We start from the raw sequence: 11,863 nt of genomic DNA, 5'->3' as shown, positions 1-11,863 counted from the left end.
GATGGATAAAACTATCGGTATTTTTGGTGGTGGGCAACTGGGCCGAATGATGGCTCAAGCAGCGTTACCATTAAATATTCAGTGTACTTTTTTTGAAGCAAATACAGATTGTCCTGCAGGTGTTCTAGGTCAAGTCTTTTCTAGCCAAGATGAGCAAGGCTTAAAGCAGTTTATTGAAAGTGCTGATGTTTTTAGTCTTGAGTTTGAAAATACGCCCGTTGAAGATGTGGATGTTTTGACACAAACCAAAGCATTGCACCCTCCCCGTGTGGCTTTAGCAACTGCGCAAAATCGTTTGTCAGAAAAAGCATTGTTTGATGAGCTTACTATTCCTGTTGCGCCGTATCGTGCTGTAGATAGTCTAGAAAGCTTGAAAAAGGCTGTTGCTGAGCTTGGTTTACCGATTGTGCTTAAGACTGCAACTGGTGGATATGATGGTAAAGGTCAGTTTGTACTTCGTTCAGAAGACCAGATTGATACTGCTTGGGCTGAACTTGGTCCTGCAAAAAGTCTAGTTGCCGAAAGCTTTGTTAAATTCTCTCGCGAAGTTTCAATTATTGCGGTACGCGGCCAAAATGGTGAAGTAAAAACTTGGCCACTGGCTGAAAATCACCATCATAATGGCATTTTATCGCATTCAATTGTTCCAGCGCCGAATAGCGAAGCTTTGCAACCTGTGGCTCAAGACTACATTACTTGTTTGTTGAATCACCTCAACTATGTTGGTGTGTTAACTCTAGAGCTATTTGTCACAGAACAAGGCTTATGTGCAAATGAGATGGCACCGCGAGTGCATAACTCTGGTCATTGGTCCATTGAAGGTGCTGTTTGTTCTCAGTTTGAAAACCATATTCGAGCTGTTGCAGGTCTACCATTGGGTTCAACAGATGTTGTTCGCCCAACGGTTATGATCAATATTATTGGTCAGCATCCTAAAACTGAAGATGTACTTGCCTTAAATGGTGCTCATCTGCACCTTTATAATAAGTCTGAACGTGCTGGTCGTAAGTTAGGCCATATCACTTTAATGCCTGTGGATAGTAATGAATTGACGAATTTATGCCGTCAATTAGCAGAAATTTTGCCAGAACCACTCGCTTTAACAGCGGATATGACGCTCTAAAGCATTTCTAATTCTCTAAAAAGCGATCTTCGGATCGCTTTTTTTATCTTTTAAATTTAAAAAATAATAAATCCTGAGCAATTTCTTATTTGTGGATAACTTTTTGTGAAAATTTTTGAATTTAAATATTGATGGTATTTTTAAATTTAAAAAGTGAAGCTTGATTGTTTTGAATTTAAAGTTAGTTATCCACAAGAGCGTTTGATTTGTAGTTGACGATAGATCTCATTGTTTTTGAATTCAAAAATTAATGGTGTTTGTTGAAGTGTTTTAAATTTAAAATAATGCGGTAAGTTTGAATTTAAATTATTGCGCGATTTTTGAATTTAAAAATATAGATTGTTTGGGTGATTGGATTTTTCGTGTCATCAAGAATAATGAAATATAGAATGGAATCAATAAATAGTGCTGTTTTTGCTTGATTGTGGATAAGTTTATCCACAGAAACGCCTGCGTTATAGTTTAAATTTAAAGTAAGACTTTTGAATTTAAACTATGCGCTATTGTTTTGAATTCAAAACTGGTGATGCACATCGGGGAAGTTTTAAATTTAAAATAAAGTGGGAAATTTGAATTTAAAACACTGAAAATGAATTTAAAGAAGAGATTATGAATTCAAATTTACGTTTTCTCTCTGAAATTTTAGACTCATAATGGTATGGTACTTAAAAATTTAAATTCAAAAATTGAAACTGGGATAATATGCGACGTTTTTCTTGTATTGTTGGCTCTGTATTTTTAGCAATGACTCAGGCTCAAGCAGAGCTCGTAATTAATGGTTCTACAATATCTAGCAATGCTACTGTTCCAGTAGTAACTAGCGAAGATTATACGCCTAATAATAATTTCCAAAGTTGTTTGGCAAATTTACGTTCTCAAGCAATTGCTGCGGGAGTCTCGGGAGCAACTTATGACCGTTATACTCAAAACTTAACTCCAGATTATTCAGTTATTGATAAATTAAACTATCAACCAGAATTTTCGACACCAATTTGGGATTATCTTTCTGGCTTAGTCGATGAAGAGCGTGTTGAGCTTGGAAAACAAAAACTGGCGCAACATCGCGATGTTTTAAATCGTGCTTCTCAAACTTACGGCGTGCCACCAGAAACAATCGTGGCAGTATGGGGTGTGGAAAGTAATTTTGGTGATATTTCTGGAAAATATCCTTTATTACAGGCACTAGGAACTTTAAGTTGTGAAGGTCGTCGACAAAGTTATTTCCGTACTGAATTTTTTGCCACCATGCGTATTTTACAGCGCGGTGACTTAACCGAAGATCAACTGAAAGGTTCTTGGGCTGGGGCGTTTGGACATACGCAATTTATGCCATCGACCTATGAGCGTTTAGCTGTTGATTTTGATGGAGATGGTCGTCGCGATTTAGTATCAAGTACTGCAGATGCATTAGCATCAACGGCTAATTTCTTAAATAAAGCTGGTTGGCAAACAGGAATGCCATGGGGTTTTGAAGTAAAAGTTCCTCAAGGCATGTCAATTGATGGAGAAGGGCGACGCTCAAAGAAAGCATTAAGTAGCTGGAGTGCACGAGGGGTAACTCGAATTGACGGCTCTCCACTTGTTCAAGGTCCTTTATCTGGCAGTACGTCGGCAGGTTTAATGGCACCGGCAGGTGTAAATGGTCCAGTATTTTTAGTATTTAAGAATTTTGATGCTATCTACAGTTATAACGCAGCGGAAAGTTATGGTCTTGCAATTGCCCATCTATCTGATCGTTTAAAAGGCGCTCGTTCTTTTGCAACATCTTGGCCAACTGATGATCCAGGAACTTCACGCGCTGAACGTCGTGAAATCCAACAGTTTTTGATTAATCGCGGCTACGATATTGGTGCAGTTGATGGTCTTATTGGGGATAAAACCCGTGTAGCTATTCGTCAGGAGCAAACTCGTTTAGGTTTAAATCCATCAGGACGAGCAGGGCAACAAATCTTACGCGCATTTCGCCAAGAACAAGCCCAAAAAATGATGCAATAAAATGAAGATATAAAAAAGGTCTGCATGTGCAGACCTTTTTTATAAGTATTTGTATTAGATTGCTAATCTAATTTTACCGCTTCCAAAATATCAAAAATAACTGAAGTCACATCTTGGCTTAAATCTCGATCATTAAAGATTTCATACGCTGTGATCGTAACATCTGTATCACTTGGTAATTGCTTTTGTTCTTCTTCAATTAAATGTTCAATCGGTAATAGAGTCTGTTTCACTTCAAGATGTAGAATATCTTTATATTCGATATTTTCATCTTCAAGCTCGATTTCATGCTCATTGAAAAAGGGAATTAGAATAGAATGGAGGTATGGTTTAATTTCAATAATATCAAACAGTTCAATATCACGTGTTTGTTCAATTGTGCTGATATGATCATTTACTTCAATCAGGATATGATAGTAACTCATCTTGATCTCCATTCTATTTTAGTTAGCTCTTATGACCACAATAACATGACTTTGATATGAATTTCGATGTATCTACCTAGAAATAGATACATCATTTTATATCAAGTCCTTAATTATTGAGGTAAAGCACTTAATAGATCACGATCAGCATCTGTAAGACCAGTGACTTTTCTGTCACCATCTTTACGTACTGAGTACATTAATGCATTTGGTTGATCGCTATGTTTTAAACCAAGCGCATGTCCTAACTCATGAGCAATTGTTAAACGTAAATCATCAATAGACTTAAACTCATAAATCACAATTTGCTTGCCATTATAAATACCTTTTTTAAAGACATCAGCTTGGGCATTTTGCTTAAATTGGGTCAATGAATTGTTGAACTCATTGTTAATCTGATTAAAGTGAGTAACTTTGACATTTAAATCTTTAGCTTGCTCATTATATGCAGCAATTTCTTTCTTTAAAGCAACAGTTTGTTTTTGCAAATCTTTCTGAGTTTTAGCCAAAGATTTAGCACTGTATTCAGGTGCTAATTTGCCTTGGTTAAGCTGCATCATTTGCTCGTCAAGATTTTTCAATTTGCCATTCAAAATCTGCTTCTTATTTTCAAGATCAGATTGAGTTTGGCCAAGAGTTTGTTTCAATTGCTTAATTTGTTGCTGTTCATCAATTACACGTTGCTGTTCTTGCTGAAACTGAGCAGCAATTTTTTGACGCTGTTCAGAACGACTCTGGCTATTATCGTAAACTAAACGAATTTCTAACTTTGCATTTGGATCATAAGTAAAATAATCCTGTCCAGTACCTTGCTTCCAAATGTCCGCAGCTTGTTGGCTAATTTGAATTAATTGGTCTTGGCTTAAACTAAAACGTGGATCAATATCAGCAATTTTGTAAGTCAAATGTTGACCTGCTTTTTGCTGAATTTGAGTGTGAGCTGGAGTAGCAAGATTAGCATTAGCCTGAAAATTAGAAAAAGCAAAGGCTACGCCTAATAACAAAGATGTTAAACGCATAATTGAAGGGGGGAGATTTTAAAAAAAACGTATTATAAGAATATAAAGTGAAAAATCAATCAAAAAACGTACGATTCAAATAAATAAATGAGACTTTAGTCTCATTATTTTTTACCAAATGCCAAATTATTTTTTAGAAAAAATTCATTTAGTTTGGTTTTATTTAGTTTTTTTAATTATTTAACTTTAATGATTTTCCTTAATTGAACTATAAATTGAGCCTAATAACTCTAAATCTGAATTTGTTAATTTGAAATTATGGATATCTTGCTCTTTTAATCGTGGATACATTAATGATTTAGGATCAGTAGTATGTTTTAGTCCTAATGCATGGCCAAACTCATGAGCAAGGGTTAAACGTAAATCATTTAAAGAAGCGTAACCGTAAATTTGAATTTGGTTTTGGCTGAATAAGCCTTTATGGAAGGGTTGAATACTGGCTTTTTGTTCAAGTTTGAATCGTGTTTTTAGAGAGCTTAAATCATTTTGCTCTTGATTGAGCTCCCTAATTTTTAGATTAAGTAGTTGAATTTTATAATTTAAACTATTTGATTCGTTTTGTAGATTTCTAGATTTTTGCTGGAGTTGATTTTGCTGCTCTTTTAGCTCATCGGCACGATAGTATCGATGTTCTCCTTGGTTAAAGCGTATTACGTCTTGTTCATATTGCTCAAACTCAGCTTTCAGATTGATCTTTCTTTTGTTTAAATCAGACGATAGCTGATCAATCTCTTGTTTATTTAAAATAATTTCTTCATTTTTAAGACGCCATACTTCCTGCTTTTGCAAAAGTGCATCCAAATTTACCTGTTGCTCGCTTTTCATCAGCTGATGATCATCATAAATTAAGTTAATTACCAACTGAGCTTCTGAATCATAGATAAAATAGGTTTTTCCAGTCTCTTTATGCCAGATTTCAGCAGCTTGTTGGCTAATCTCAACTAATTTTTCTCGAGTTAATTGAAACCGTGGATCAATAAAAGCAATTCGATACCTTAAAGGTTGATTAGAGGAACCCATTGCTAAATTATTTTGAGCAAAGCTCGTCGTTTGAAAGCCTATGCATAAACATAAGCTTAATCCCCACCATAGAAATGTTTTCATGGCAAAATAAAAATATAAATAAAATCTTATTGTTAGCTACTTAATTTAATTCGTCAAAATGATAAAAAGTACAGGAGAGTGGGAGAGCTTTGTGATCTTGGTAGAAAAATTTAAAAAGATGTTTTTAGACTTGGCAATAATGGAATAATTAATGTAATAAGTAACAATGTATTTTAGTTTAGAAAATCTTTTTTATAATGAATACATTAGTTTTTATAATTGACCTTTTTGACATTAAATAATTTAAAAATATATGAAAAAACGTATTGTTATTTTTTGTAACAAATAAAAAACCGCGCCTAAGCGCGGTTTTTTTATTAAAGAAACAAATTATTTTTTGTCATCTTTAACTTCAGTGAACTCAGCATCTACAACACCATCATCAGCTTTTTGTTGACCTGCATCGCCACCTTGGAATGCATTTGGATCAAAGCCTTCTGCACCACCAGCTTGCTGCGCTTGTTCATAAGCACGTTGAGTGATAGGCATTAAGATGTTTTGTAAAGCTTCAGTTTTCGCTTTGATATCTTCAACATCATTTTCTTTTGTTGCTGCTTCAAGTTCAGAAACCGCAGTACTTACAGCTGTTTTTTCATCTTCAGTAACTTTGTCACCAAGATCTTTAACTGCTTTGTTCGAGCTTGAAATTAATGCATCAGCTTCGTTACGAGCTTTTGCAAGTTCTTCAAACTTACGGTCTTCTTCAGCATTCGCTTCAGCATCTTTAATCATTGCTTCGATTTCAGCATCAGACAAACCTGAGTTAGCTTTAATCTGGATCGATTGCTCTTTACCAGTGCTCTTATCTTTAGCAGATACTTTCAAGATACCATCAGCATTGATGTCGAAAGATACTTCAATTTGTGGCACACCGCGTGGAGCAGGCGGAATGTCACCTAATTGGAAGTTACCCAACAATTTGTTTTGTTGAGCCATCTTACGTTCACCTTGGTAAACAGAAATGTCTACAGCAGGCTGGTTATCAGCAGCAGTAGAGAACACTTGTGATTTCTTCGCAGGAATCGTCGTGTTTTTCTCAATGATTGGTGTTAATACACCGCCCATTGTTTCAATACCTAAAGTTAATGGCGTTACGTCTAATAAAAGAACGTCAGTTTTGTCACCAGACAATACCGCACCTTGAATTGCAGCACCGATTGCAACTGCTTCGTCAGGGTTCACGTCTTTACGTGGCTCTTTACCAAAGAATTCTTGTACTTTTTGTTGTACAAGTGGCATACGAGACTGACCACCAACCAAGATTACGTCAGAGATGTCAGAAGTCGAAAGACCAGCATCTTTAAGCGCGATACGGCAAGGCTCAATTGTACGAGCAACTAAATCAGCAACTAAACCTTCAAGTTTTGCACGAGTTACGTTGATCACTAAGTGTTTAGGACCAGTTGCATCGGCAGTGATATATGGAAGGTTAATTTCAGTTGCATTTGATGAAGAAAGCTCAATTTTTGCTTTTTCAGCAGCTTCTTTCAAACGTTGTAACGCAAGTGGATCATTTTTCAAGTTCACACTTTGTTCTTTCTTGAATTCTTCAACCAAGAATTCAATTAACGCGTTATCAAAGTCTTCACCACCAAGGAAAGTATCACCGTTTGTAGATAACACTTCGATTTGTTGGTCGCCATCAAGGTCTGCGATTTCAATGATTGATACGTCAAAAGTACCACCACCTAAGTCGTAAACTGCAACTTTACGGTCGCCTTCTTTTTTGTCCATACCGAACGCAAGTGCAGCAGCAGTTGGTTCGTTAATGATACGTTTAACGTCTAAGCCAGCGATTTTACCCGCATCTTTAGTTGCTTGACGTTGAGCATCGTTAAAGTAAGCAGGAACGGTAATAACTGCTTCTGTAACTGTTTCACCTAAATAGTCTTCTGCAGTTTTTTTCATCTTTTTCAAGATTTCAGCAGAGATCTGTTGAGGTGCTAATTTTTTGTCGTTTACTTCAACCCAAGCATCACCATTGTCAGCTTTGATGATTTTGTAAGGTACAAGACCGATATCTTTTTGTACCGCTTGATCTTCATAACGACGACCAATTAAACGCTTAATAGCGAATAATGTATTTTTCGGGTTAGTTACTGCCTGACGCTTAGCACTTTGACCTACTAAGATCTCGCCATCTTTATAAGCGATGATCGATGGAGTTGTACGTGCGCCTTCAGCGTTTTCGATTACTTTTACTTTATCGCCTTCAAGTACAGCAACGCATGAGTTGGTAGTACCTAAGTCAATACCAATAATTTTTGCCATGTGACGTTTTCCTCAAAAATTCTTTTGCAATGTTTTTGCTTGTTATCCGATATGAGAGTGAATCTATTTTTTTCAAGCGTTTTAGCTAAAAAAAATCTAAAAACTCTCAAAAATTTACTTATTGACCAACCATAACCATAGCAGGGCGCAATAAGCGGCCATTTAACGTATAGCCTTTTTGTAAAACAGTACCGATTTCATTTGCTTTAGCATTAGGATCAATACCTACTGCTTGATGTAAATCTGCATTGAAACCATTTTTAGTATCAGCTTCTACAACGCCAAATTTTTCAAGCGCAGTTAACAGTGACTTTAAGGTTAATTTGATACCTTCAAGTACTGGTGTTTCTTCATCACCCGCTGCTTGAATTGCGCGCTCTAGATTGTCTACAGAATCAAGTAATTCTTTGGCAAATTTTTCAAGCACAGTTTCTTTATGCTTGTCAGATTCACGTTGAATACGCTCTACACTTTTTTGTGCTTCGTAAACAGCATTTGCTGTACGTGCCTTTTCAAGTTTCAGGCTTTCTTCTAATTTGGTGATTTGCGCTTGTAAAGATTCAACGGTAACGTCGTTTGCTTGCTCTACACCTTCAGCCTGAGTTTGCTCATTAGATTGCTCTGCTTGCTCGTGTTGAATGTCTTGAGCTTGCTCGTTTTGCTCATTAGCCATTGATGATCTCCGTTTAAATGGGTTTTTAAACATGTACAGTCCTTTTGGCATCAGCATTTACTGGGTAAAACCTGAACTGCCATGCATATGCTGTAATTCATTAATAGGGATGAAGTATGGGCATTGCCTAAAAATTCAAGCGTACACGGCAATTTAAAACTTTTAATTTTGCGGTTTTAAGTAAAAATCTAAATTTTCGATCATAAAAGCAATAAATTCCTGCGTTATTTTGGGTAAATGTTGTCTAGATGCATATACCACTGACAAACTTAATTCAGGAGCTGAAAAGTTTTTAAATAAAGGAACTAATCTTTTTTCTTTTAAATCTTTTTTAACTAATAGTGAAGGCAACATTGCCACACCTTGGGCATGTAAACACATATCATAAACAGCATTTACATCATTACTTTTAAAGGTCACGTTTAAAGGGTAATTCTGCGGTTGCTGCTCTTCATCAAAAAGTGTCCAAAATTGATGTTGGCTGTGGTGAGCTAAACATTCATGTTGAATAAGTTGCCTTGGATGGGAGAGGGGGCTGTGGTGCTTTAAATAATCAGGATGAGCACAGAAAACGGACTCGATTTGACAAACAGGTCGTGCAATTAATCCATCTGCAACTTTTTGCGTTATACGTAAAGCTAAATCGACCTGAGCATCAATTAAGTCCATCGTATTTTCAGTCAGATATACATCAAATTGAATATGTGGATGTTGCTGTTTAAATTGGCGAATACATTCCCCAACTCCTAATTGAAATAAAAACAAACCGCAGGTAAAGCGAATCGTACCGTTATGTTGCTCAGGTGCGGCTAACTCTTGTAGAAGTTGCTGTTGTTGTAAAATATTTTCGCAGTAGAGGAGGGCTTTTTCACCTGCTGGCGTGAGAGATATTTTTCGTGTATTTCTTTGAAATAGTCGAGTCGAGAATGTGTGTTCAAGATGCTCAAGATAACGAGAAACCATCGCACGGGAATAATTCAGATGTTCTGCGGCTTTGGTTAAATTGCCATGCTGAGCAATAGAAACAAAGACTTGTATGGCTTTTAATGTGTCCATATGCATTATCATTATTACAATATATGCAACAGTTTATCTTAATTTAGTGCATTTACCTTACAGAAATTGCAATTTAAAGTATTTCTCATGAAATTGGAGAATACATAATGAAATTTTTTAAATTAACTGCTTCAGCCCTAGCAACTGCTACCGCTTTAACAGTAACTTCCTCAGCTTTTGCACAAGATCTAAAAATCCAAAGTTTTCTGGCTAAGCCCGAACATTTTGGTGTGACGTCTACTTTAATTGAAGGTGATAAAGAAGTTCTATTGGTTAATGCGCAATTCTCAAAATCTGAAGCATTACGTATTGCTGCCGATATTCTCGATAGCGGAAAAACGCTAAAAACAATTTTCGTAAGCTATGGCGATCCAGACTATTACTTTGGCTTAGACGTATTTAAACAATACTTCCCAAATGTACAAATCATCGCAACGCCAGAAACTGTTAAACATATTCAAGATACTCAAGCGCTCAAAGTGAAGTATTGGGGTCCACAAATGGGTGCAAATGCGCCTAGCCAAATTATTGTGCCTCAAGCTTATACTGCTAAAACTTTGAAGCTAGAGAATGAGTCAATCGAGATTAAAGGTAAGAAAGAACTCACTTATTTATGGATTCCTTCTTCTAAGGCAGTAGTAGGTGGTATTCCGGTATCTTCAGGTATTCATTTATGGATGGCAGATACACCAAAAGTTAAAGACCGTAATGAAGTAATTCAAACGCTAGAAAACATTAAAGCACTTCAACCTCAGACAGTTGTTCCTGCCCATATGGTTGAGGGAGCGCCACAAGGTTTGGATGCGGTTAACTTTTCGATCGACTATCTCAAGAGCTATGAGAAAGCCGTTAAAGTAAGTAAAAATGCAAGTGAGCTAAGTCAGCTCATGCAAAAACAATATCCAACATTAAAAAGTGTGGATAGCCTAGAGCTGGGTGCAAAAGTTGTAAAAGGCGAGATGCAGTGGCCGTAATTTAAATCGAAATATCGTAAATTTTTAGAGAAGCCGTGGTTTATACCCGGCTTTTTTAATGAGAATAGGAATTTTTAAGCAAAAAACCTCTGTAACATTCTACGCACCTTATATAGCGTTTCTATAAAGAGAATTTTTTTGAGGAGAGCAAAAGGCTCAGATAAAAATTAAAAATTGATAAAATTAAACAAAAGCTTAAGTTGCTAGTTTTATATAAAAGATAGAGCTAAGAGTAAGGAAGCGAATTTAATAAAAAATTGCACAATTTGTACTTCTATTACTACAAAAGACAACCAATGATACGCACGCCAGAAAAAAAAATTGTGAATTATAGGCAGCGCGAAGATGATCTTTGCATTTAAGTGTTTGTCGTAATGAAAGGAAAGCGATTATGAAAAAATTAGGTCTTATCTCTGTAGTACTTGCTGGTGTTGCTTTTACAGCTGTTGGTTGTGCATCTGAAGCTGGTTTAAACGCATCAGGTTCTGCTCAAACAAGTGCTAGCCCATCTGGCGTACAAGCTGGTGTAGGTGTTGATGCGGGCGTTTCTGGCCAAGCACAACCAGGTCAAGTTGATGCTGGTGCTTCTGGTTCTGTTTCAGGTTCTGCAACAGCTCAGTAATTCTTAGTGATAAGAATAGTTAAAAGATTATAGAGTCATATATTTAAGATGCCGATTTATGTATGAAGTGAGCTGCTACTCATTACTCTATAATTAAGAGAGTTTAGAATTCTCAAAAAAGCCCCAAAAGACGTAGCTTATTGGGGCTTTTTATATAGTAATGAATTTAGTCATCATGACGAGAATCTCGACGATTATGATCACGATCTTCTACCCGTTTTTTATCCCACTCGTGGCGTCTTTTATCGTCATCCCAGCGTTTCTTATCCTCGTCATGGCGTCTTTTATCCCATTCATGACGATTTCGATCCTGTTCGCGAGCAACTCTTCGTTGTTGTTCATATATTCTTTGACGTTCTTCCCAGCGTCTTCGTTCCCAATCGTTATATCGACGTCCATCATTGCGATCATAGCGATTACTATCATGATCATGGTAACCATAACCACCACGATAAGAAGGGTCGTCCGTATAAGCCACACAGCCTACAGTTAAAAGACTGGTTGCTAATAAAGTAACAACTAGTTTTGTTGACATAATCGTACCTCTTTTTGTCTGTTAACAATAATTGGCAAAAAAGTCCTGTTTTAAGTGACAGATTTG

Annotated in this window: 9 protein-coding genes and 2 pseudogenes; 4 read left to right on the top strand and 7 right to left on the bottom strand. The window is 36.4% G+C overall.

Annotated features, from left to right (window positions below):
* Window position 1: 1 nt before the first annotated feature.
* Together K6I41_RS19065 and K6I41_RS19060 are read left to right on the top strand one after the other, a co-directional pair.
* Entirely contained in the window at window positions 2-1,123 is a 1,122-nt protein-coding gene (locus K6I41_RS19065) for a 5-(carboxyamino)imidazole ribonucleotide synthase (RefSeq protein WP_250374965.1), read from the top strand.
* Between the two features lie 702 nt (window positions 1,124-1,825).
* A complete protein-coding gene (locus tag K6I41_RS19060; protein WP_250374964.1) occupies window positions 1,826-3,118 on the top strand; it encodes a lytic murein transglycosylase in 1,293 nt (430 codons plus the stop codon).
* Window positions 3,119-3,180: 62 nt separating this feature from the next.
* Here K6I41_RS19060 and K6I41_RS19055 read toward each other — a convergent pair whose 3' ends face one another.
* From K6I41_RS19055 to K6I41_RS19030, 6 genes and pseudogenes are all read right to left on the bottom strand, one after another.
* Window positions 3,181-3,555 carry a hypothetical protein gene (locus tag K6I41_RS19055; protein ID WP_003656007.1) on the bottom strand — a complete coding sequence of 125 codons (375 nt, stop codon included), beginning with the start codon at window positions 3,553-3,555 and terminating at the stop codon, window positions 3,181-3,183.
* Between the two features lie 101 nt (window positions 3,556-3,656).
* Window positions 3,657-4,637, bottom strand: a pseudogene (locus K6I41_RS19050) (M57 family metalloprotease).
* 111 nt (window positions 4,638-4,748) lie between these two features.
* Window positions 4,749-5,666, bottom strand: coding sequence for a matrixin family metalloprotease (locus tag K6I41_RS19045; RefSeq protein ID WP_192455859.1), 918 nt, complete (start codon window positions 5,664-5,666; stop codon window positions 4,749-4,751).
* A gap of 330 nt (window positions 5,667-5,996) precedes the next feature.
* The gene (dnaK, locus tag K6I41_RS19040) at window positions 5,997-7,937 is read right to left on the bottom strand and encodes a molecular chaperone DnaK (protein WP_004795542.1); all 1,941 of its coding nucleotides are present in this window, start codon (window positions 7,935-7,937) and stop codon (window positions 5,997-5,999) included.
* Window positions 7,938-8,055: 118 nt separating this feature from the next.
* Complete coding sequence (grpE, locus tag K6I41_RS19035; protein ID WP_004795539.1) at window positions 8,056-8,610, bottom strand: nucleotide exchange factor GrpE; 555 nt, start codon at window positions 8,608-8,610, stop codon at window positions 8,056-8,058.
* Between the two features lie 127 nt (window positions 8,611-8,737).
* Window positions 8,738-9,666: pseudogene (locus tag K6I41_RS19030) on the bottom strand (LysR family transcriptional regulator).
* A gap of 107 nt (window positions 9,667-9,773) precedes the next feature.
* Here K6I41_RS19030 and K6I41_RS19025 point away from each other — a divergent pair.
* Together K6I41_RS19025 and K6I41_RS19020 are read left to right on the top strand one after the other, a co-directional pair.
* Window positions 9,774-10,640, top strand: a complete 867-nt coding sequence (locus K6I41_RS19025) for an MBL fold metallo-hydrolase (RefSeq protein WP_005308428.1) — start codon at window positions 9,774-9,776, stop codon at window positions 10,638-10,640.
* 391 nt (window positions 10,641-11,031) lie between these two features.
* Window positions 11,032-11,262 carry a hypothetical protein gene (locus K6I41_RS19020; protein WP_000733015.1) on the top strand — a complete coding sequence of 77 codons (231 nt, stop codon included), beginning with the start codon at window positions 11,032-11,034 and terminating at the stop codon, window positions 11,260-11,262.
* A 166-nt stretch (window positions 11,263-11,428) separates the two neighbouring features.
* Here the strand turns inward: K6I41_RS19020 and K6I41_RS19015 are convergent, their stop codons facing one another.
* Window positions 11,429-11,797: a hypothetical protein gene (locus K6I41_RS19015; protein ID WP_005308431.1), complete on the bottom strand. Its 369-nt coding sequence runs from the start codon at window positions 11,795-11,797 to the stop codon at window positions 11,429-11,431.
* Window positions 11,798-11,863 lie beyond the last annotated feature (66 nt).

Source organism: Acinetobacter sp. AS23 (assembly GCF_023612055.1).
Classification (GTDB): domain Bacteria; phylum Pseudomonadota; class Gammaproteobacteria; order Pseudomonadales; family Moraxellaceae; genus Acinetobacter; species Acinetobacter oleivorans.
The sequence above is the reverse complement of the archived record's forward strand: the minus strand, read 5'-3'. Positions and strand labels throughout refer to the sequence as shown.

Coding starts and splice junctions, on each gene's coding strand:
- K6I41_RS19065 (WP_250374965.1), top strand. CDS start 2: ATGGATAAAACTATCGGTATTTTTGGTGGTGGGCAACTGGGCCGAATG.
- K6I41_RS19060 (WP_250374964.1), top strand. CDS start 1,826: ATGCGACGTTTTTCTTGTATTGTTGGCTCTGTATTTTTAGCAATGACT.
- K6I41_RS19055 (WP_003656007.1), bottom strand. CDS start 3,555: ATGGAGATCAAGATGAGTTACTATCATATCCTGATTGAAGTAAATGAT.
- K6I41_RS19045 (WP_192455859.1), bottom strand. CDS start 5,666: ATGAAAACATTTCTATGGTGGGGATTAAGCTTATGTTTATGCATAGGC.
- dnaK (WP_004795542.1), bottom strand. CDS start 7,937: ATGGCAAAAATTATTGGTATTGACTTAGGTACTACCAACTCATGCGTT.
- grpE (WP_004795539.1), bottom strand. CDS start 8,610: ATGGCTAATGAGCAAAACGAGCAAGCTCAAGACATTCAACACGAGCAA.
- K6I41_RS19025 (WP_005308428.1), top strand. CDS start 9,774: ATGAAATTTTTTAAATTAACTGCTTCAGCCCTAGCAACTGCTACCGCT.
- K6I41_RS19020 (WP_000733015.1), top strand. CDS start 11,032: ATGAAAAAATTAGGTCTTATCTCTGTAGTACTTGCTGGTGTTGCTTTT.
- K6I41_RS19015 (WP_005308431.1), bottom strand. CDS start 11,797: ATGTCAACAAAACTAGTTGTTACTTTATTAGCAACCAGTCTTTTAACT.